Annotated in this window: 21 protein-coding genes; 4 read left to right on the top strand and 17 right to left on the bottom strand. The window is 30.7% G+C overall.

The window, feature by feature from the left end:
- Positions 1-30: 30 nt before the first annotated feature.
- The 7 genes from yqeB to SPD90_RS14715 all read right to left on the bottom strand — a co-directional run bounded on the left by yqeB (position 31) and on the right by SPD90_RS14715 (position 7,361).
- The gene (gene yqeB, locus SPD90_RS14745) at positions 31-846 is read right to left on the bottom strand and encodes a selenium-dependent molybdenum cofactor biosynthesis protein YqeB (RefSeq protein WP_320626268.1); all 816 of its coding nucleotides are present in this window, start codon (positions 844-846) and stop codon (positions 31-33) included.
- A gap of 28 nt (positions 847-874) precedes the next feature.
- Positions 875-1,666: a selenium cofactor biosynthesis protein YqeC gene (gene yqeC, locus SPD90_RS14740; protein WP_320925743.1), complete on the bottom strand. Its 792-nt coding sequence runs from the start codon at positions 1,664-1,666 to the stop codon at positions 875-877.
- A 7-nt stretch (positions 1,667-1,673) separates the two neighbouring features.
- Positions 1,674-2,246 (bottom strand): nucleotidyltransferase family protein, encoded by a 573-nt coding sequence (locus tag SPD90_RS14735; protein ID WP_320925742.1) that lies wholly within the window; start codon positions 2,244-2,246, stop codon positions 1,674-1,676.
- A 29-nt stretch (positions 2,247-2,275) separates the two neighbouring features.
- A complete protein-coding gene (locus SPD90_RS14730) occupies positions 2,276-4,570 on the bottom strand; it encodes a xanthine dehydrogenase family protein molybdopterin-binding subunit (protein ID WP_320925741.1) in 2,295 nt (764 codons plus the stop codon).
- A gap of 2 nt (positions 4,571-4,572) precedes the next feature.
- The gene (locus SPD90_RS14725; RefSeq protein ID WP_320625890.1) at positions 4,573-5,031 is read right to left on the bottom strand and encodes a (2Fe-2S)-binding protein; all 459 of its coding nucleotides are present in this window, start codon (positions 5,029-5,031) and stop codon (positions 4,573-4,575) included.
- Between the two features lie 3 nt (positions 5,032-5,034).
- Complete coding sequence (locus tag SPD90_RS14720) at positions 5,035-5,823, bottom strand: FAD binding domain-containing protein (RefSeq protein ID WP_320625889.1); 789 nt, start codon at positions 5,821-5,823, stop codon at positions 5,035-5,037.
- A 218-nt stretch (positions 5,824-6,041) separates the two neighbouring features.
- Positions 6,042-7,361 (bottom strand): uracil-xanthine permease family protein, encoded by a 1,320-nt coding sequence (locus SPD90_RS14715; RefSeq protein WP_320925740.1) that lies wholly within the window; start codon positions 7,359-7,361, stop codon positions 6,042-6,044.
- Between the two features lie 182 nt (positions 7,362-7,543).
- Here SPD90_RS14715 and SPD90_RS14710 point away from each other — a divergent pair, with 182 nt between their 5' ends.
- Positions 7,544-9,052 (top strand): hypothetical protein, encoded by a 1,509-nt coding sequence (locus SPD90_RS14710; RefSeq protein ID WP_320925739.1) that lies wholly within the window; start codon positions 7,544-7,546, stop codon positions 9,050-9,052.
- 50 nt (positions 9,053-9,102) lie between these two features.
- Positions 9,103-9,537 (top strand): DUF2383 domain-containing protein, encoded by a 435-nt coding sequence (locus tag SPD90_RS14705; protein ID WP_320625894.1) that lies wholly within the window; start codon positions 9,103-9,105, stop codon positions 9,535-9,537.
- A gap of 28 nt (positions 9,538-9,565) precedes the next feature.
- Here SPD90_RS14705 and SPD90_RS14700 read toward each other — a convergent pair whose 3' ends face one another.
- The 4 genes from SPD90_RS14700 to SPD90_RS14685 form a co-directional block, all read right to left on the bottom strand.
- On the bottom strand, positions 9,566-9,937 hold the full coding sequence (locus SPD90_RS14700) for a hypothetical protein (protein ID WP_320625893.1): 372 nt from the start codon (positions 9,935-9,937) through the stop codon (positions 9,566-9,568).
- 265 nt (positions 9,938-10,202) lie between these two features.
- Positions 10,203-10,727 (bottom strand): hypothetical protein, encoded by a 525-nt coding sequence (locus SPD90_RS14695; protein ID WP_320925738.1) that lies wholly within the window; start codon positions 10,725-10,727, stop codon positions 10,203-10,205.
- A 26-nt stretch (positions 10,728-10,753) separates the two neighbouring features.
- Positions 10,754-11,275, bottom strand: coding sequence for a hypothetical protein (locus SPD90_RS14690; protein WP_320925737.1), 522 nt, complete (start codon positions 11,273-11,275; stop codon positions 10,754-10,756).
- 129 nt (positions 11,276-11,404) lie between these two features.
- Complete coding sequence (locus tag SPD90_RS14685; RefSeq protein ID WP_320925736.1) at positions 11,405-12,091, bottom strand: thermonuclease family protein; 687 nt, start codon at positions 12,089-12,091, stop codon at positions 11,405-11,407.
- A 205-nt stretch (positions 12,092-12,296) separates the two neighbouring features.
- Here SPD90_RS14685 and SPD90_RS14680 point away from each other — a divergent pair, with 205 nt between their 5' ends.
- On the top strand, positions 12,297-12,431 hold the full coding sequence (locus SPD90_RS14680) for a hypothetical protein (protein ID WP_320625711.1): 135 nt from the start codon (positions 12,297-12,299) through the stop codon (positions 12,429-12,431).
- Between the two features lie 61 nt (positions 12,432-12,492).
- Here the strand turns inward: SPD90_RS14680 and SPD90_RS14675 are convergent, their stop codons facing one another.
- The 3 genes from SPD90_RS14675 to SPD90_RS14665 are packed head-to-tail and all read right to left on the bottom strand — an operon-like array spanning position 12,493 to position 16,364.
- Positions 12,493-13,044, bottom strand: coding sequence for a helix-turn-helix domain-containing protein (locus tag SPD90_RS14675; protein WP_320925735.1), 552 nt, complete (start codon positions 13,042-13,044; stop codon positions 12,493-12,495).
- 31 nt (positions 13,045-13,075) lie between these two features.
- Entirely contained in the window at positions 13,076-13,978 is a 903-nt protein-coding gene (locus SPD90_RS14670) for a glycyl-radical enzyme activating protein (protein WP_320925734.1), read from the bottom strand.
- A gap of 13 nt (positions 13,979-13,991) precedes the next feature.
- Positions 13,992-16,364 carry a glycyl radical protein gene (locus tag SPD90_RS14665; protein ID WP_320925733.1) on the bottom strand — a complete coding sequence of 791 codons (2,373 nt, stop codon included), beginning with the start codon at positions 16,362-16,364 and terminating at the stop codon, positions 13,992-13,994.
- Positions 16,365-16,607: 243 nt separating this feature from the next.
- Here SPD90_RS14665 and SPD90_RS14660 point away from each other — a divergent pair, with 243 nt between their 5' ends.
- Complete coding sequence (locus SPD90_RS14660) at positions 16,608-17,435, top strand: carbon-nitrogen hydrolase family protein (RefSeq protein WP_320925732.1); 828 nt, start codon at positions 16,608-16,610, stop codon at positions 17,433-17,435.
- Between the two features lie 96 nt (positions 17,436-17,531).
- On the opposite strand, the gene SPD90_RS14655 is transcribed toward SPD90_RS14660, so the two are convergent.
- The 3 genes from SPD90_RS14655 to SPD90_RS14645 all read right to left on the bottom strand — a co-directional run.
- The gene (locus SPD90_RS14655; RefSeq protein ID WP_320925731.1) at positions 17,532-18,668 is read right to left on the bottom strand and encodes an XRE family transcriptional regulator; all 1,137 of its coding nucleotides are present in this window, start codon (positions 18,666-18,668) and stop codon (positions 17,532-17,534) included.
- Between the two features lie 114 nt (positions 18,669-18,782).
- The gene (locus SPD90_RS14650; protein ID WP_320925730.1) at positions 18,783-19,985 is read right to left on the bottom strand and encodes an alanyl-tRNA editing protein; all 1,203 of its coding nucleotides are present in this window, start codon (positions 19,983-19,985) and stop codon (positions 18,783-18,785) included.
- Positions 19,986-20,114: 129 nt separating this feature from the next.
- A partial coding sequence (locus SPD90_RS14645) for a PAS domain-containing sensor histidine kinase (protein ID WP_320925729.1) occupies positions 20,115-21,316 on the bottom strand: 1,202 nt, incomplete at its 5' end.

Here is a 21,316-nt window from a genome sequence, read left to right as displayed (position 1 = left end):
TATATTTTTGATTGGAATAGTCAAGATTTATTATTTCCATAAGCTTATGCCTTTTTTACAGCACATACTTATAAGCGCTTCTAAAGCACCTCCTGCTATACATCTAGCTTTATCTGATATTTTATAGCAATTTTGTAGCTCTTCTTTTCTAGGGTCTATATCTGCTATTTTAAGACCTTTTTTGACATATGACTTATCGTAAATTATTCCTCTTAAAATTCCATCTAATGTTGCATATACTTCTTGTCCATTTACTCTGGCTATTACTTGATCTTTTTCTACATAATCGCCAATTTTACTTATATTATTTATGATTCCTTCTGCTGGAGAATGAATTACCCTCTCCTTTGAGTATCCTTTTATATTTCCAGGAATGCCAGTATCTTTTTGGGCAAATCCCTCGTATATAATCCTTCCTAAATCATGTCCTCTCTTTGTCTCTATTACAGCGTCTACGTCCCTTCCAGCCTCAAATCCAGGTCCTAACGCTATTGTAACTAGAGCCATGTCTATTTTCGTACCGATATTTTTTTTAGCTATTATTGCATCTATCAAAGCTACTGGCTTTATTTGCTTTAAGATTTCGCAGCCTTCATCTATAAAAAGCGGGACATATCCATTTTCCAAAAGAGAATGCATATCGTCTATATTATCTGTCAATTTGCACTTGACGCCTTCTACCTCCATCTCACCTTCAAATACTGCATTACAAAACGATACAGTTCTTCTTATAGCAGTGGGATGACTTGTTTCAAGCGCTATTACCTTTATGTTGCATCTATTTAATTTATGAATAACTCCTGTTGCCAAATCTCCCGCTCCACGAACTACGACTATATTATCCATAATTATTTTCCTTTCAATCTCTATTAAATTATCTTTTATAACTCGTAAAAACAATGTCTACATCAAAATTTTGACATAAACTCGCTATTTTTTTACATCTTTCTAAATACTTCTTACTATCCACTTTGTTTAGTACTACTTTATATTTACAGTTTACATTTTTTTTAAGTCCTGTTTGACTTGTAGCTATTTTTACTATATCTTCACATTCTATATTTTGCTCAATGCTTTTTTTTAAAAAATTTGCCACTGATTTTGGTCTATGGCATATATCCTTTATTTTTTTATCTATGCAATCGATTCCTATAATTCCAATCACCAAATTTGTATTTTTAATTATCACCGGTTCATTTTCTCTAGGTACTTTGAGAGGAAGTCTCTTAGATCCATCTCCTTCTATTAATACATTATCGCAAATAGAAATAGCTTTTTCTAGTAAATCAAAATCTAAGCTCTTTATCTTATAATTACAAATATCTTTTTCTAATAAATCAAAGTCTAAGTCCTTTATATTATAATCGCCTTCTTTTTTGCCTATTTTGATTAAATTCCTAGTTTCAAAAATTTCCTCAATTTTCTTTAAATCCTCGTCATCCTCTACTAAAACAAAGTCCTTCTCTAATGCCATATGTGTAGTTGTAGTTATAATAGTCCTTTTGTTTAGATTAGATATCTCCTCTCCCAATCTAAACATTGTAGTTGTCTTCCCACCGGCACCTACTATTGTCACAACCCTGTCTTTTTGTATATCTATTTCTAGGGCTTCTATTAAACTGTTATTTTCTATTATTTGATCGTCTTTATAAGAATAAATTTTCATCTACAAATCAATCCTCCAACTGCTCTTTGTAATCTATATCTATTAATTCATAATGATCACAAACCTCAAATACAAACAAATCCTCTAAATTTTTTAAAATTATCTTCTTGCCGCCCTTATCGCCTTCTAATCTCATCAAATCATCTTTATATTTTTTCGTGAAAATAGTTGGATTCAAAAGAAGACCGTCGCTACTTACACATCCTAGATTTTTTCCACTTTTTATAAATCCTTCTATAAAATTTTCTATAGTATCTTCTCTTATATAAGGCTGATCACAGACTGTAAACATATAACAGTCATTATTGGAATTTGAAACTCCCAGCTTTATAGACTGGGATATTCCAAATTCACTGTTTTTATTTTCAATTACCTTTATATCTCTGTTTTTTAAATCATTTATTATTTTTTGGTACTTTGTTACAAATATTATCTCTCCTATATTTTTACACTTTTCTTTTAAATTTATTAATTTTTCCACTGTGCGCAAATACATAGGCTTGTCGTCTATTTCATACAATAATTTATTTCCTTTAAATCTCTTACTATTTCCAGAAGCCAAAACTATTACACTTAACATAATTACCTCTTTTCAATAGCTAAAAAATCTTATTTGTTTTCTAGTTCTTTTTCTAGTATTCCCATAGCTATCTTTTCACTAGTCATAGGAAGCTCATTAAACCAAATACCTGTCGCATTGTATATAGCTTGACATAGGGCTGGAGATGGAGTATTTATAACTAATTCTCCTATTGATTTAGCTCCAAATGGTCCTGTTGGCTCATAGCTACTTTCAAATCCTACTCTCAGGTTACCCATATCAAGTCTTGTAGGTATTTTATATTGCATAAATGAGTCGTTTATCATTCTTCCGTTTTTATCGTATTTTATATCTTCATATAAAGCCATACCTATACCTTGAACTATACCTCCTTCAGTTTGTATAGTTGCAAGAGCTGGATTTATTACTGTTCCGCAGTCTACACATGCGACGTAATCTAGTATATCTATGTGTCCTGTCTCTTTATCTAATTCTATTTCAACTGCTGCTGCCATATATGGTGGTGGTGAAATAGGTGTTTTTTCCTTAGCTGAAGCTGTTAAAGTATGGTTGCTATAGCACATAACGTTGTTTGCTATGTCCTTTAGAGATATTTCTTTTTCTGAAACTATAGAGTAAACCTTTTGTCCATCGAAATCTACATCTTCAGGATTTAATTCTAGCATCTCAGCACCTGCAGCTATTATTTGCTCTCTAAGCATTTCACAAGTTTTTATAGTAGCCTTTCCTGTTAAATAAGTCGTACTAGATGCGTAAGAGCCTGAATCGTACGGAGATATATCTGTATCGACTCCATAAACTGTTATATTGTCTATATCAGTATCAAGACATTCAGCTGCCATTTGAGCTAGTATTGTATCGCAGCCTGTACCCATATCTGTAGCACCTACCATCATTGAATAGAAGCCATCGTCATTTACAGATATTCTAACACTAGCTACATCTACAAAGCTTATAGCAGAACCCTGCATTGCAACAGCTAGACCTACTGATCTTACTTTGTTATCAGAAACTTCCTTACATGGGTATTTTTCATACCAATTTATCATTTTTTTAACTTTATCTACACATTTATCAAGAGTACATGAATTTGCAGTTTCTCCGTGGTATGCTGGCATGTAATCGCCTTGCTTTATAAGATTTTTTTCTTTTAATTTTACTGGATCCATGTTCATTTTTAATGCTAGCTTATCCATTGTAACCTCTAGCGCGTATACACCTTGTGTAGCTCCGTATCCTCTATATGCACCTGTAGGTATAGTATTTGAATATACACCGTCAAATTCAAATTTAAACGCCTTTATATTGCTTGTATAAAGTGGTAGAGACTTATGTCCTGTTAAAGTTATGGTAGTAGGTGTGTGGTCTCCAAACGCCCCTGCATTTGACAATGTGTAAAGTGACGCTGCTCTTAGATTTCCTTCTTTATCTGCACCTAATTTTACAGTTATTTGCATTTGGTGTCTACCGCTTGATGCTACTGTACTTTCTTGACGAGAGTACACTATTTTAGCTGGCTTTCCAGTTTTGTAAGTTACAAATGCTGGGAATATTTCGCATACGACACTTTGCTTTGCACCAAATCCTCCACCTATTCTAGGCTTTATTATTCTTATTTGTGATTTAGGTATATCTAAAGCATGAGATAGTATTCTTCTAACGTGAAATGGTACCTGTGTAGATGCAACACATACTAATCTTCCAAATGCATCCTTATATGTATATGCTCTAAAAGTCTCCATCATAGTTTGTTGGTTTGCTTTAGTTAAAAATGTCTCTTCTATAACATAATCGCATTTTTCAAATTCAGCTTCTAAATCGCCTTCTGCTATTACATCGTGGCATATTAAGTTTCTCTTTACATCAGGGCTTACAGGTAATTTAACGCTCCAGTCGTCTTCAGGGTGAACTATTATGTCATTATCTAATGCCTTTGTAAAGTCCATTAAAGGCTCTAATACTTCATAATCTACCTTTATCATTTTTAATGCCTTATCTACACATCTTTCGTTTTCTCCTGCTACTATTGCAACTGCATCTCCTACATATCTAACTCTATTATCTAGAATTTTTCTATCGTATGGACTTAGCTCTGGATAAGTTTGTCCAGCAGTAGTAAATCTAGTGTTTGGAACATCCTCCCAAGTATATATTCCTTCTATTCCAGGAACCTTAAGAGCTACATCCTTTTTTACGTTTTTTATAAGTGCGTGGGCATGAGGCGAACGAAGTACCTTTACCACAAGAGCATCCTTTGGCGCTATATCGTCAGTATATACAGGCTTACCTGTAACTAAAGCCATAGCGTCTTTTTTCATAACAGATTTATTTACATACTTCATCTCTATACCTCCTTATTTCTAGCTAGATATTTTTTAATGGCTCTAAGTTGCCCTTGATATCCTGTACATCTACATAAGTTTCCTGCTAGATATTCTTTTATTTCCCTCTCTGTAGGATTTTCTAATTCATCCTCCATAGCTAAAACATTCATTATAAATCCTGGAGAGCAATAACCACATTGTTCAGCTCCCTCCTTAGCTAAAAATGTACCGAAATCTCTAGCTCTATCTTGAACACCTTCAAGTGTTGTAACCTTTTTATTGTTTACCTGTACTGCAAGAGTTGTACATGAAAGCACAGGCTTGTTGTCTACCCAGACTGTACATAGACCGCAGTTTGCAGTTTCACATCCTCTTTTGACACTCATACATCCTTTACTACGGACATATTCAAGTAAAACTGTATCAGGCTCTACATCGTCTTTTACTAATTTTCCATTTAACCAAAATTTAATCTCCATAGTCTACATACCTCCTATCTCATTTATAGATCTTCTAACTAAAACCTTGCATAAATGACTTCTAAATTCCTTGCTAGCCCTCATATTGCTTCCAAATACTAGCTTGCTTTCAACATAGTCGGCAAATTTTTTTATTTGCTCAGCAGTTGGATTTTCACTTAAAATATTTTCTTCATCAAGTACTAAGGCTGCCCTTTGTGGTCTAGCTCCAACTGCGACTTCGAATTTTCCATCTACTTTTGCAACTGCACAAGTAAGCACAGGAAAATCAGTAGATATATTTCTATGAGAAGTATAGACTATTTTTCTACCGTCCTTTTTAATTATAACTTTTTCCAATATATCATTGTCATAAGGCATATCTACAAATTCCTTCATAGATATTATTCCGCCTTTATAAAGCTTTACATAGCTATCTAACGCTAAGAAGCAAGTAAGAGGATCTGAAAATCCAAATCTAGAGAAAATACTGCCTCCAACAGTAGCGCTATTTCTAAATTGGACTCCAACTATACTCTTTACTGAATTTTTTATAGCATCATTGAAATATTTATTAATCCCTTCATGAGTTTCTAAATCTCTAAGTGTAACCATAGCACCAATTTCAAAGCAATCCTCTTTTTCTTCGATTTTATCAAGTCCTAAATTAGATAAATCGATAGCTGTTTGGATAGTTTTTTTACCCATTTTCATCCATAAAAGCCCGCCTAATACATTTGCTTTTCTACTTTGGTTTAATTTATAAGCTTCCTCTAAGCTATCTGCAACAACGTATTTTTTAATAGTAAACATCGAATCCTCCTATTTAATATATTTATTACCTATACATTAAAAAAGACAAACTTTACCGTTTGTCTCCTTTTTGGGAAAAGGAGGCACATTCGGGCGCCAAAGGTCTCCTTCCCTCTAATATGTAAATAATTTATTTTTTAATTTATATCAAACTAAGCTTATTTTATCATAAATAATACACTTACTTCTATACTATTTTGAAATATTTTAATTTATTTTTAAGCTGTAGCTTCTTCTTTTTGATCGTCTTTATTTTTAGGTAATATAAGATTTAAAACTGTAGCTATTACGAAAGTCATTATTATACCATTTTGGGCAAATATATTTGATACCCAAGCTGGACATTGTGCTAAAACTTCAGGTACATTACCTATTCCAACTCCTAGACCTATAGCTAAAGCTACTATAAGACCATTTCTTCCATCTAATTTTTCTCTAGATAGAGATTGTAGACCACTTACTAAAATCATAGCAAACATTATAACTGCTGCTCCACCTAAAACAGATTGTGGCATAACTGAAAATAATGCACTTAATTTAGGACAGAATCCACATAAAATTAAGAATATAGCACCTGTCATTATGACAAATCTATTTACTATTTTAGTAACAGTTACAAGACCTACATTTTGGCTGAAAGAAGTATTTGGTAAAACACCGAATACAGCGGCAACTAAACTACCAACACCATCTGCCATAACACCACCTGATAATTCTCTATCAGTAGGTTCTCTATCAAGACCACCATTTGTGATACCAGATATATCGCCGACAGTTTCTACTGTAGTAGCTATAAACATTATTCCCATAGCTATTATAGCCTGCATATTGAACTCAAAAGGAACTACCATTGGATGTGGTAGAGATATCCATGCACTTTCTTTTACTTGTGTAAAATCCACCATACCTAGACATATAGCTAGTATATATCCAACTATTATTCCTATTAATATAGATGAATCATTTAAAAATCCTTTAAATTGTTTAAATACCAATATTACTATGATAACTGTTGTCCCAACTAATAAATGATTTAAAGAACCAAAATCTTCAGCTCCTGCTCCACCGCCGAAGTATTTAATTCCAACTGGCAATAGAGATAGACCTATGGATATTATAACTAAGCTTGTAACTATTGGTGGGAATAATTTTTTAAGAGGCTTTATAAAAAATCCTAAAACCATTTCTAATACTGCCCCAACTAAAGAAGCTCCTAATATTGCTCCATAACCGTATTGTGCACCTATTGCTTTTGCAGTTCCTATAAACCCTGAGCTTGTACCCATTACTATAGGAAGTCTAGCTCCTACTGGTCCTATTGGATATAATTGAACTAATGTAATTAAACCTGCTACAAACATCGCATTTTGTATAAGCATTGATTTTAAACCTGCGTCCATTTCCAATAACCCACATACGATTATAAGTGGAGAAATATTACCTAAAAACATCGCAAGAACATGTTGTATCCCCAGAGGAATTGCTCTTTTTAATTCGACTCTTCCATCTAATTCATAAACTGAACCCTTTTTTTCCATAAATACACTCCTTTTTTTATTTAATTACCAATAAAATATAACATACACATACATAAATTTCTATACTTTATTTTATAATATTTGCTAAAATAAAGTATAAAAATATTGATTAAATGCAAAAAAAGTATTATGATGAAATTTAGTAAAACTTAAATTAAATCAATAAATCAAAGGGGGCAGTTATGGATAAAAAAAGAACTTTGCAGAATAACTTAAGTTATGCTCTAAAATATATGTTTGATAATTACGGTATAAATATTTTTTTAGATTCTCAAAAATTTATAGTAACTCTTAAAAATTTAATTCCAAGCCTAGATGAGGAAATTAAATTAGTAGAGCATGCAATTGAAAAAAACGCAGTATCTGCAATAGTAAATGCTTACGATAAAAGAGATATAGATAAAAATTTTGCTTATCTAAGAGCAAAGACTATACTTACAAAGAATGGTATATCAGAAAAAGCAGCATTGTATATAGTAGATTGTTTTTCATATGCACTTAATTGGATAGATGAGATTCCCGATTATGAAAATCTATCTGATTTAGATTTTAAAATAACTAAAAAAAGTGAAGAAGAACCTAAGAAAAATCTTTATATAAAAAAAGTTGAAGACAACAATTTAAAAAGTGATTCTAAGGTTAAATTAGACAAAAAAAATAACTCCGAAGAAGAAAAAAAGGACGACAATTTAAAACCACTTCATTTTGAAGAAAAGACTTTATCTTCTTCCAAAAAAGAACATGAAGAAGACAAAAAAATAGAAACAAAAAATAAAAAAATAGAAAAAAATAAAATAGAAGAAAAAGAAGATGATGACAAAATGAGTAAAAAAGACAATAAAACAGAAGTTAAAAGTAATTCAAAATATTATTTAAATCATGATTTCGATGACGACGAATACGACGATGATTATGATTATGACGACGAAGATGATGAATATGAATCTAGCTCTATATTTAAGAAAATAGTTTTTATATTAGTTCCAATATTGGTTATATGTGCTTTAGGATTTTTTGTTTTCAAAAACTTTACTAAAGAAGCAGAACCTGTTCTATCTGGTGTATCTATAACAACAGAATATAAAATAGAAAATGGAAATTACATTTTACCTATAAATCAAGAGACTAATTTAAACGTAATAATCCAAAGCAAAAATTCAAAAAAAATCGATTTATCAAAATTGAGCTTTAAAATAGAAAATCCATCTATTTGCTCTTTTACAAATGACGGCAAAAAATGTACTATAACAGGACTTAAAGAAGGAAACACTAAATTAATAGTAATTTACAATAACGAAATAGTAGATTCTGTAAACCTGTATTTTGAAGATTTTGTAAAAGAAGAACAAGCAGAACCTGATACTACAGAAGAACAAATCGATGATCAAGAACAAATAGATACACAAGAAGACAACAGTGTCGATGATAATACTGATAGTAACTACGATAATAATAACAACAACAATAATAATAACAACAATAATAATAATAATAACAATAACAACAATAAACCAAAACCTCAGCCAAAACCTGAAGAACCGACTGAACCTGAACAACCAACTGAGCCTGAAGAGCCTAATGAGCCTGAAGAGCCTAATGAGCCTGAACAACCAACTGAGCCTGAACAACCAACTGAGCCTGAAGTTGAAGCTCCTTCTGAAAATGGTTCAGAAGGTCAAAGCTTAGAATAATAATATCTATTATGGGCATAATAACTATAAAACAACTAAAGGAGTCTATTATGCCTACAGAAGATACTATTAAATTATTAAAGGAATGCGATGCTGGTTGCAAAATGGGTATAGATTCGATAAATCAGGTAATAGACAAAACTGACAATAAAAAACTATACTCTATATTAGAAAAATATTTAAAAGACCATAAAAAATTACAAAATAAAATATCTGATAAGTTAAACGAGTTCGGGGACTCAGAAAAGCAGCCTAGCTCACTTGCCAAAACTATGAGCTATCTAAAAATAAACTTTAAGCTTATTAAAGGTGAGCATGACAAGGAAATCGCCGACTTGATGACAGACGGATGTAACATGGGAATAAAATCCATACACAGATATATGAACCAATATCCAGCTGCCTTAGAATCGATTAAAAGCTTATGCAACGACTTATCAGAGCTAGAAGAAAATTTCGCAAAAGACTTAAGAGTTTACCTATGAAAAAATGCCACCAACTGGTGGCATTTTTTTAGTATAGATCTGCTATCTCTTTAAGTCTAGAATATATCTTTCTTATTCTCAAATTTATATATTCAATATATCCTCTTCTCATAATCCAATCGTTTGTATCCATATCATCGAACATATCCTCGTATTGCTCTCTCAAATAATCTATATTATCTGCATGCATATTTAACATATAATCATATAAGAACTCATATGCGTTTTTATAAGTAAATGTATCTGTATCAGAATCGTTTACTGTAATTACAATTAACTTATTATCTTCATCTACTTCAAATTCAGTCTTATCCATTTCAAAGCTACCCATTTGGCCGATAAGCTTATCTACCTCTTCTAGTAAATCCCTACATTCTCTTAATAAATCTATTTCCTGCATATAAAATACTCCCTTCTAATACACAACTAAAGGCACAACATATAACAAGTTACATATTGTGCCCGATGTGTGCAATTTTTTATTATTTTTAAGATTGCTTATCAATCTCTATCTTACTAAATTTTAATTTATAATTTGTTATTAAAGACATATATTATTTAGATGTAATTATTATTTAAATTGTGAATTGTTATAGACCTAAATACTTTTCATATAGCTTAAAGAAATTACACACATATTTATTAATAAGAATTAAAAAATTCTATTAATCGATATCTATTAAGACCTCGTTGTTTGCCTTGTTTAAAGCTATTTCGAGTTCTAAAATTTCTTCGTTTTTATCTTCTAAATATTTTTTAAGCTCTTTTTTATCGAAATTAGGCTCTCTGACCTTATAATACACAGATGTCGCAGCCGCATCTACCTTTCTCTCTTTTGATGGCTTAACCTGTTCTAAAATTTCTTCGAAGTTTTCGACTTGATCTCTCAAGTATTTTATTTTATTTAAAGCGCCTTGAAGACTTAGTTTCCCATTTTTTGTTTCTATGTAATTTTCATTATTTGCCTTAGATATTTTTGTCTTTATCTGAGAAATCTCTTCTCCCAATTCTATTATCAACTCAAATTCTCTGTTAAAATCGACTACTTCATTACAATCAAATCTACTCCCATCAGATTCTAAGATATATTCTTGAATCAAATTTTCAGCCTTCATCATAGTATACATTTTATCTCTATAGATTCTGTCTAATTCAGACACCTTTAACATCGCTTGACTTATTGTAATCATATATAAAACCCTCCATATTTTAAAAACTACTGTTTTTTAAAAACATATGCTATACCTACTATAAACAACAATGTAAACATATAAGATAGTATATATGTATATGAAACTGTCGATTGCAATAGCAATATTAGCACTATCGCAATTAATTCCAAGGATGAAAACAATATATTTTTTAATCCCTCTAAAAATATTCCAAAAAACAACCATACTATCTTCATTTCTGAGCTTTTTAAACTAAATCCATTTAAGTAATCCAATAATGTGCCTACAAAAATATTTCTAAAATAATTTCCACAGACAACTACTCCATTAGTTATACCCTCGTATAGGCCTAATTCGTATTTAAGTTGAAATCCAGCCTTAGATTTAACGTAATAAGTAAGTTTCGAAGTTGAAACTTGTTCTAATCTAGATAGTGAAACATACCTACTTAATTTATTTGAAGTAAAAAGCTTGCTTTGACCAGTATAATTAATAGAAAGAGGCATAAATAGAGAACAAATTATTAAAATTAATACTAATACACCTAAATTTTTTTTAAATTTCAACTAATTCTCCTCCTATTATTTTTCATGATAATAAATTATATCATAAGTTCACATGGTATAGGAAAATATATTCCATTTAAAGGTTATTTTTTAAAAAACTCGAGCCGATAAGCTCGAGTTTAAATATTTCTAATCTACTAAGTCTTGATTAAATCCGTATTTAGTTACATATCCATCGATTGACCATACATTTAACTTTTGATCCTTAGCTTCATATTGAGCATCGTAAAGCATATCTAAATGGCGCACACCCTCTTTTATATAGGCAACTCTAGCTAAGCCCTCTCTCAATATTTCAGCATTATACATTTTCATTTCATTGCCATCTTGATACCATAAATAGCCTAAATATCTATCGTAATCGTCTTGTAACGGTCCATCAGTCTCTACATAGGCAATATCACCTTGTTTAAGCTTATCCTTCGCAAAGGCTGTAGCAACGTCTCCTAAATAGTCTTTTTCTTTAGTATCTTCTGGACAATCTATCAATAGAGTACGAATTCTTATATTTTGACCATTTTCTAGTTTTAATTTCATTGTATCTCCATCTACTACTCTTTCGATAGTTACTTTGTACACATAATCTGGAACTTCTCCTTTTGATAAGCTCTCCTTCAATCCTTCGTAATCAAGAGGCTCCTCAGATTCATCGATTTGTTCAATATCCTCTTTAGACTCTATATCATTTTCACCTAAAATAATTTCATCACTAGAACTACTCGAAGCGCTTGAACTAGGCTCTACAGATATATCTAGCTCACATCCACATAAAAATACTCCAATCGATACAACTAAAAGCATCAATAATTTTTTCATTTTTGTAATCTCCCTATCATTATTTTTTCAACTTTAATTTTACCATAAGAAAACATTTATTTTAAGTAGTTTTAAAACAGATTTATAAATAAATTTTATAATATCATGGTTATATTTTTACATTTTTTTACAAAAAGTAACAAAAATATTATAAATGTGGTATTATATTATATTGTAAAAAGAAATATGAAAGGAAGTAAAAAATATGAACGCCATAAAAGCATTATTTGCTATTATTATAGCAGCTTATATAGGTGCATTTGTTGAAGTTATGCCTATGCCTAAAAACATAAATTTTTGTTTTAAGCCACATCAAACAGCAAATCCTAAAGCAAAATAAATTCTTATATAAATAAGATAAAAAAGATTGACTGCAATTCGAACAGTCAATCTTTTTTATCTTATTTATATATTTCAATATTATGAAATACAGCTTTTCCTTTTGAATCATTTCTGTACATATGATTTAAAGTTCCATCGAACTTCAAACTATGACCAGCCTTTAATTCATAAACCTCTTTTTCTATTTGAACAGTTAAAGTTCCTTCTATTACAAGAATCATTTCTTCTAAAACATTTTTATGTGTAGCAGAAATATGTTTACATCCTTCATCTAATTCAATTAAAAATACATCTACACCGCTTTTTGAGTCAAATGGAAATATTGGATATAATCTCATACGTCCATTTTCTTCTTCAATAATTTCAACCTCTTCTTTTTTCACTAAAACAAGTTCATTTTGATTGTCATCTAATAAAGATGTAAAATTAACCTTTAGTCCAGATGAAATTTTCCATAATGTAGATATTGTCGGACTTGATTCTCCTCTTTCAATTTGTCCTAGCATAGCCTTGCTGACACCTGTCAACTTAGATGCTTCATCTAAACTTAACCCTAAACCATTTCTCAATCTTCTTAAGTTTTGTCCCACTTTTGGAAGTTGTGACATCATAAATAAATCTCCTCGCCTTTTAAATTTATGACTACTTATAGCTAACTACCTCGACTCCACAGTTTCTAACTACTTCTTCAAGAGAAGTCATTTTTTCTTTAGTTGGAACTTCAAACTCATGAATATAATCATAAAGTCCTAAAGCCTTGTATTTGTCTAATCCTAACATATGATAAGGTAATAATTCCATTTTAGGATTTTTTACATTTGCTTTAACAAATTCTGCAGTCTTTTTAATATTATCCACGCTGTCATTAAATCCTGGTATTACAGGAACTCTAATCACCATACTTTTGTTGAATGTAGCCATCTTCTTGATATTTTCAAGTATTTTTTTATTGCTAATACCTGTGTATTCTCTGTGCTTCTCGTCATCCATATTTTTTATATCTACAAATATGTGATCTAGCTTTTCTAAAACGTCTTTACATTTATCAAAATCAAATAATGCACAAGTTTCTATAGCAGTATATATACCCTTTTTATAAAAATAATATACTAATTCTCTTAAAAATTCAAGTTGATTAGTAGGTTCGCCCCCAGAAAATGTTATCCCACCTCCAGAAGATAAGAAGAAAATAAGGTCTTTTTCTATTTCTTTTACGACTTCATCCGTCGTCATCTCTCTAGTCATTTGGCTAATTGCATCTTGAGTGCATCTTTTTATACACTCTCCACATAAATCACATTTTTCATTTACTTGCTTTCTGTCAAATAAAGAAGTTATGCCCTTATGACATACACTTACACATCTTTTACATCCTACACAACGATCTTTTGATACAGCTAATTTTACAATTCCTGACCATGAATCTGGATTAGAACACCATCTGCATTTTAGAGGGCAACCCTCTAAAAATACAGTGGTTCTTATTCCATCTCCGTCATTTACTGAAAAACGCTGAATTCTAACTACGTTTCCCTTAACTGACATCTATCTCTCCTAATTAGAAGCTTTCATGTGCATTTCTAGCCATTATAGCATCTTGCATTTCTTTTGATAGATTTACGAATTGAGTTGAATATCCTGCAACTCTTACTAGTAAGTCTTTATAGTCTTCTGGATGTTCTTGTGCTTTTTTAAGTATTTCATTAGAAACTGTATTAAATTGTACGTGGAATGCTCCAAGTGCAAAGTATGATTGTATTGTAGAAGCTAAGTTTCTAAGTCCTCTTGGAGTATTTACTAAATCATGGCTAAATCTTAAATTAAGTAAAGTTCCTCCAGAGTGGAAGTCATGTTGTATTTTAGCAGCTGATTTCATAGCAGCTAAAGGTGTTTCTGTATCAGTTCCTGCATATGGAGATACACCTTCTGTTATAGGTTGACCTGCATATCTACCATCAGGAGTTGCTCCTATTATTCTACCAGTTGGTATATAGTTTGATATACCCATAAATGCAGTAGTAAATGGAGATCCAAATATATCTTTATATTGTTTAACTTCATGATAATAGAAGTTAGATACTTCTACAGCTATTTTATCTACATAATCATTGTCGTTACCATATTTTGGAACACTTAATGCTAATTTTCTTAATTCTTCGTAACCTTCCCAGTTAGCGTTTAGAGCTTTATTTAATTCTGCTAGAGTAGTCGCTTTATCTTCGAATACTAATTTTTTGATAACAGCTAAGCAGTTAGCTACAACACCTAGACCTATACCTGTAAGAACTGGTCCTACATTGTATTTTGCTCCACCTTTACTTAAGTCTTTACCTTTTTCGAAGCATCCATCAACACATATTGATAAGTATGGTCTTGGAACAACTTCTGTATGAACTTGTTGAGCCACTATAGAACCTACTATTGAATGTTTTATTAAATTTTTAAATTGTTTGTAGAAAGCATCTTCTACTTCTTTGTAAGATACAAATTCTTCTACAGGTTTTTCTTCTAGACCCATTTGTTCTCCAGTCATTCTAGCTTTACCTTGATTTATAGCGTATTCAAGTGCTGCTGCAAAGTTTATATTTACAGTTGCTGTCCATTCGCCTACTTTTCTAAAGTGAGGAACTACGCAACCACAGTTATTCCAATCTCTAGCATCTTCTGGAGTAAGCCCATTTTGAAGCATCATTTGAGTACCACAAGCATCGTTGTGTATTGCTGGGAATCCAGTTCCTGCTGCAACTAAATCACAAACTGCCATCATAAAGTCGTCTGGTGCACCTTGATGAACTCTAACACTTAATCCTGGTTGGTGAGTTTTTATATCTTTAGTAGCTTCTAAGCATAAGTAAGTTAAATCGTTAGTAGCATCTGACCCATCACGTTTTCTACCACCTACTGTTAAGTTTTGGAATTGATTGTATCCTGCAAAATATCCTGCTGTATTTTCAGATATAGTCCATACCCATTCAGAATATTTTATCCATAGAGCTTCTATTAATTCTAGGGCCCCATCTCTATCTAATTTTCCTTCTTTTATATCTTTTTCGTAGTATGGATACATATATTGGTCAAATCTACCTGGGTTAAGAGATAGAGGATTTTCACATATGATTCCACCTACTTGTACAAACCATATAAATTGAATTGCTTCATAGAAGCTTTCTGGTGGATTAGCTGGAACTTTTTTACAAACATCTCCTATTTTTATAAGTTCAGCTTTTCTCTTTTCATCAGTTTCTTTTTCTGCCATTTCATAAGCTAAATCAGAATATCTCTTAGCGAAAGTCATTATACCATCGCATATTATAACTATAGATTTGTAGAATTCTATTTTTTCTAGATTTTCTGGTACAGTTATATCTAATTCTTCTATTTTAGCTAAAGCTTCTTCTTTTATTTTTTTGTATCCTTTTGGAAGTAGTATATCTTCGTAGTCTGGAGTTACTTCACCAACTGCTTGTCTCCATTTTGAGTCGTTGTCTAGTACTCCTGTATCTATTAATATTTTTGCTGTATCTTCTGGTAGTCTGTTTAAGTATATTTCTTCTAGTGATTTACCTTTCCAGTAAGGGAAGATTTCTTTTCTAGTAAATTCTCTTTGTTCATCAGTCATTTCGTATGGGTCTTGTCCTCTAGTAGAGAATTTATCCATTTCTTTGTCTACCCATTTCCAAGAAAATTCTGGAGTAAGTATACCTGTTCTTTTGAATTCACCTGCTGTACCTACTATTATTTCATCATCGAATATAGTTATTGGTAATTTTTCGCATGCTGCAAGATATGCCTTTGCACTTCTTATGCACATAGGTTGTCCTTCTGTTTCTCTGTATGAATCTGTATATATTTTTGCTCTTTCACAGCTTATTTGTGGTTTAGTATTAACGTAATCTTGTCTAAATTTTTCTATTCTACTTGTTACACTCATTATAACAGCCCCCTTTATGTTATATGTTACTTCGTATGTTATTTTATATGTTTATTTTATTATACTATACTTTACCCACAAAATATATACCTTAACTAAATTTTTCAAAAAAATTTTTTTATAAGAAAATTTTTATTTTAAATCCGCTTAAATTTATATATTTGACAGCTCAAAAAATCTTATATAAGATTTTATTAATAACTAATAATATAAATTATTTTTAAATTTGATGGAGGGCTATTTATGAATAAAATTAAAATTGCATTAATCCAAATGCATGTAGAGGAAAATAAATATAAAAACTTAGAAAATGCAAGTGAATTTGTAAAAAAAGTAGCTGAAGAGGGTTGTGATATAGCAGTTCTTCCTGAGATGTTTACAACACCTTATAAAACTGAAAACTTTCCAATCTATGCAGAATTAGAAGGAGATAAATCTTTTAAAATGCTTTCAGATATAGCAAAGGAAAACAACGTATATCTAGTAGCAGGGTCTATCCCAGAAAAAGACGATAAGAATCTAGTCTACAATACATCTTATGTATTCGACAGAAATGGAGTAAAAATAGGCAAGCACAGAAAAGTACATCTATTCGATATAGACGTAGAAAACGGTCAATCATTTAAAGAATCAGATACTTTGACAGCTGGAGATAAGGTGACTGTATTTGATACTGAATTTGGAAAGATAGGTCTTTGTATATGCTTCGATTTTAGATTTCCTGAATTAGCTAGACTTATGGCTCAAAATGGAGCAAAAGCTATTATAGTGCCTGCCGCATTTAATATGACTACAGGTCCTGCTCATTGGGACTTGATGTTTAGATCTAGAGCTATAGATAATCAAGTATATGCAATTGGATGTGCTCCTAGCAGAGATGTAAATGGATGCTACGTTTCTTATGCAAACTCTATAGTCGCATCTCCTTGGGGCGATATTTTATATAAGATGGATGAAAAGGAAGGTTACAAAATTGTAGAAATAGACTTAAATTACGTAGATAAAATTAGAAAAGAGCTTCCTCTAATGTCTGCTAGAAGACTCGACTTATACGAATTAATCGAAAAATAAATAAATAAAAAGCTCCCCCGCCATTTTGAAGCGCCCCCAAAAAGTTAGACCTGAAATCTAACACTTGGAGGTCATCTCAAAGAAGCAGGGGATTTTTTATGCTTTTTTTCTTTTAAAATCTACTTTTTTTACATTGTTTTTATTGTTTTTCAACTTCAATGTATCTGGTTTAAGATCCATTAAAATTTCTAAATCTTCAGGATATAAAATTATACCTCTATCGTATAGCTTATCGATTAAAGTTGCATTGCTAACTATATTATTTTCTATTAACGCTTCATACGCCATCTTAAGCAGAGATGAATCGTGTAATTTGAATTTGTCATCTAAAGGCTCATTTTTATCCCATCCTCTTTTTTGCCACTCGTCTAGCAGATAATTGTATTTCTTATAGCTTATAACACCTAAGCTATAAGCTCTATAAATAAGTAAGCTCACAGGAACTGCCCATTTAGCTTTTAGCTTGATATAAAATTCTAACTCATTTGTATCCTCTAGGCTGTTTAAAAATGCCTGTTTTGGAAGTAAAAACTCGCTAGCAAATTCATCACAATCAAATTTCTTTAGAGATAAATTCAACATATCGCTTACAATATACCCTAGTTCACATGCTAAATCATGATTTCTAAGAGGTGCTATATTTCTATCCTCACCTAAACAAACCACGTATTTTTTATCTAAATCTACAGATTGCCTTTGAGTAAAAGGACTTGCTCCTTTTCTATTTACATTCATATAGCTGATTATTACTCCCTTTGCAGTCATAATATCGCCTAAATCTAAAGGTGTAGGTTTTTCTTCATCCCATAAATTCCAATGCTCTCTAATTTTTTTTGAAATAATCTCCATACTGTCGTTTTTATTTAAATTATCTGGAAGATCTAACTCTGGAAATCCTATATACTCTTCAAAGAACAAAAATAATTTTCTAATCATAATTAATTTTTCTCTGTAAGATATTTCTTCCATCCTAGGTATAGTAGAATTTGGATTGAAGTGAACGTCCTCTACCACTACCTTTGTAGTTTCATTTTTGTAGAAATATTCTCTTGGAAAATAAAGTATGTTAGATAATTTCAATGCATTTTCTAAAGTTGGTTTATATTTATTATCCTCAAAGGCTAAGATATCTTTTTTGTTTATATTTGTTTCTTTAGCTAAAATGTCTACACTTTTGCCTCTATATACTCTGGCAATTTTCAACCTTTTTCCATTAAATAATTCTTTTTTCATTTACCATACTCTCTTTCATTATCAAATAAAAATATTTATTTTAAAAACCTATAATGCTGATTTCACAACAGCTTAAATTATACTCAATATTTTATATAATATCAAATAATATTTCTAAATTATTTCTTTTTCTAATTTCATAATTGCATAATTCATAAGAGATTCTAGATTAGAATTATTTTTTCCTCCACCTTGTGCATTAGTTTTACTGCCTCCGCCTTTTCCATCGATTAATTTAATCGCATCTTTTAACAATTGGTTCATATCTAAGCTATTTAAATTTTTACTACACGAAAACACCAAATTAGCTCTATCTCCATTTGCAAGTGCAAATAAAACTACTCTATCGTCTTCTTCTGTTATCTTATTAGACACCTTAGATATATACTTAGAGTCCTTATCTGTATATATTTTATTTATTACAGACACTCCATTTACTACTTTTGCAGATGAAATTATATCTTTTACTTCGTATTCGGCTATCTCTTCTTTTAATTTTTTATTTTCTTTTATACAATCTTTGAGCTTATTATTTATATTTTCTATTCCTTTGATAGCCTCTTGATCACTGCAGCTTAAATATTTGCATATATTACTAAGATATCTATCTCTATCTATTATATACTCTATCGCTTTGTTTCCTGCAAAATACTCTATTCTAGTTGAATCCTTGTATTTTTCCCATTTTCTAAATTTTATTACCTTTAAATTTAAAGTCGATTTAGGATGAACTCCACAGCAGCAATTAAAGTCCAAATCTCCTACCTTTACGATTCTAACATCTCCATTGATTTTAGAAAAATCATCCTTTATTTTAAGCTTTTTAGCTTCTCTTTTAGTTATTTTAAAACATTCTACGGCGATATTTTCTGAAATTATATCATTTGCCATTTTTTCAATCCTGCATATTTCATCATCAGAAAAACTTCCCTCGATATCCACAGAACTTCCCTCAACTCCCATATGAAAGCTAGTAGTTTTTCTCTTAAACTCGTCTAAAAACAAAGCCGATACGACGTGCTGTGCAAGGTGATGCACCATTGAATATTCTCTTCTATTCCAATCTAAAGCACATTTGACTTTGTGAATTTTATTTGGCTTTGATTTTAGGACATGGTATATCTCGCCGTCTTTTTCATATACGTCCTCTACCTCACATGATTCTATCTCTCCTAAATCACACAGCTGTCCCCCTCCACCAGGGAAAAATGCAGTTTTATCTAAAATGACATGATATTTTCCATCTATTTCCTCAATTTTTTCTACCTCACAAGTAAAATCTTTTATCTCCGAATCTTCATAAAATAATTTTTGCATTGTATTTTTACCTTTCCTTATACTATATTATTGTTATCAATATATTTATTATACTATATTTTTATATCGTAAGAAGTCATTATATTTTGAACAAAAAACAAGGAGGCGTAAATACCTCCCAACTATTTATTAATTGTAAATATCAGAAAACTCTATATTACATCTCTCTATCTTACTTTGCCTCATTATATTATCACTCGATATAGAATTTCTACTTTCGATATCCGAGCTATTAACTCTATTTGGCAGTGTAACTTCAAAAGTGGAGCCTACGCCTACTTCACTATCCACACTTACATATCCTTTATGAAGTCGTACAAATTCATTTACAATAGATAATCCTATTCCACTACCTTCACAAGGTCTTGTAAGTCCATCATCTACTTTTTTAAATTCTTCAAATATAGTTTTTAACTCTTCCTTTTCTATACCTATTCCGTGATCTTTTATATATATTTTTACAAAATCATCGTCAATAAACATACATACTTCTATATCATTATTGTCTTTATTGTACTTGATTGCATTAGACAGCAGATTTAAAATAATCCTTTCTATTTTTTCAGGGTCGCAGCAAATAACTTGTTCCTCACAATCAGTATCGAAAATTAAATGAACGTCTTTATTTTCCAAATATGTAGCGACTGACATAGTTATATCTTCAACAATATTTACTATATTATAGTTTCCAAAATTAGTATCGTAGTATTCACTTTCTATCTGACTTAAATCCAATAGATTTTGTACAAGTCTCAACAATCTATAAGAATTTTTCTTTATAAAATTAATATGATAATCCAAATATTCCAGTGTATAATTTTCATTTTGTCTATACTTTTCAATTAATTGAACTGTACCTAAAATTATATTTATCGGAGTTCTAAATTCATGAGATATATTATTGAAAAATCTATTTTTCAACGATTCTAATTGCACTGCTTCTTCTAATAATTTTTCCTTCTTTTGATATTCCTTTTTATGCGTAATATCTCTAGCTGTAAAGAAGAAAGAATTCTCATTTTTATACTGCTTTATATTACACTCAAGCCACTTAAACTCTCCATTTTTACACATAAACTTGCTTTCCATATGTATAGTTGAATCATTTCCATTTTGAATTTGTTTATATAAAATTTCTCTATCTTTTATATCCATTATATTGTATAGACTTTGATCCTTTAACTCTTTTATATTCCATCCTAATATACTTTTTAATCTCTCTGCATTTATATAAATAAGCTTTCCATCTTTATCAAATTTACCTACTATATCTACAGATATTTCTATACATTTTTGTAAATATTCCCTTTTTTGCTTGTACTCTTTGAGCT

Origin of the sequence: Intestinibacter sp. (assembly GCF_034113885.1) — a bacterium.
Classification (GTDB): domain Bacteria; phylum Bacillota; class Clostridia; order Peptostreptococcales; family Peptostreptococcaceae; genus Intestinibacter.
This window is presented reverse-complemented; position numbering and strand designations above follow the sequence as displayed.

Coding starts and splice junctions, on each gene's coding strand:
- SPD90_RS14730 (WP_320925741.1), bottom strand. CDS start 4,570: ATGAAGTATGTAAATAAATCTGTTATGAAAAAAGACGCTATGGCTTTA.
- SPD90_RS14720 (WP_320625889.1), bottom strand. CDS start 5,823: ATGTTTACTATTAAAAAATACGTTGTTGCAGATAGCTTAGAGGAAGCT.
- yqeB (WP_320626268.1), bottom strand. CDS start 846: ATGGATAATATAGTCGTAGTTCGTGGAGCGGGAGATTTGGCAACAGGA.
- SPD90_RS14710 (WP_320925739.1), top strand. CDS start 7,544: ATGGATAAAAAAAGAACTTTGCAGAATAACTTAAGTTATGCTCTAAAA.
- SPD90_RS14660 (WP_320925732.1), top strand. CDS start 16,608: ATGAATAAAATTAAAATTGCATTAATCCAAATGCATGTAGAGGAAAAT.
- SPD90_RS14650 (WP_320925730.1), bottom strand. CDS start 19,985: ATGCAAAAATTATTTTATGAAGATTCGGAGATAAAAGATTTTACTTGT.
- SPD90_RS14685 (WP_320925736.1), bottom strand. CDS start 12,091: ATGAAAAAATTATTGATGCTTTTAGTTGTATCGATTGGAGTATTTTTA.
- SPD90_RS14715 (WP_320925740.1), bottom strand. CDS start 7,361: ATGGAAAAAAAGGGTTCAGTTTATGAATTAGATGGAAGAGTCGAATTA.
- SPD90_RS14655 (WP_320925731.1), bottom strand. CDS start 18,668: ATGAAAAAAGAATTATTTAATGGAAAAAGGTTGAAAATTGCCAGAGTA.
- SPD90_RS14725 (WP_320625890.1), bottom strand. CDS start 5,031: ATGGAGATTAAATTTTGGTTAAATGGAAAATTAGTAAAAGACGATGTA.
- SPD90_RS14680 (WP_320625711.1), top strand. CDS start 12,297: ATGAACGCCATAAAAGCATTATTTGCTATTATTATAGCAGCTTATATA.
- SPD90_RS14735 (WP_320925742.1), bottom strand. CDS start 2,246: ATGTTAAGTGTAATAGTTTTGGCTTCTGGAAATAGTAAGAGATTTAAA.
- SPD90_RS14695 (WP_320925738.1), bottom strand. CDS start 10,727: ATGATTACAATAAGTCAAGCGATGTTAAAGGTGTCTGAATTAGACAGA.
- SPD90_RS14670 (WP_320925734.1), bottom strand. CDS start 13,978: ATGTCAGTTAAGGGAAACGTAGTTAGAATTCAGCGTTTTTCAGTAAAT.
- SPD90_RS14675 (WP_320925735.1), bottom strand. CDS start 13,044: ATGATGTCACAACTTCCAAAAGTGGGACAAAACTTAAGAAGATTGAGA.
- SPD90_RS14665 (WP_320925733.1), bottom strand. CDS start 16,364: ATGAGTGTAACAAGTAGAATAGAAAAATTTAGACAAGATTACGTTAAT.
- SPD90_RS14705 (WP_320625894.1), top strand. CDS start 9,103: ATGCCTACAGAAGATACTATTAAATTATTAAAGGAATGCGATGCTGGT.
- yqeC (WP_320925743.1), bottom strand. CDS start 1,666: ATGAAAATTTATTCTTATAAAGACGATCAAATAATAGAAAATAACAGT.
- SPD90_RS14700 (WP_320625893.1), bottom strand. CDS start 9,937: ATGCAGGAAATAGATTTATTAAGAGAATGTAGGGATTTACTAGAAGAG.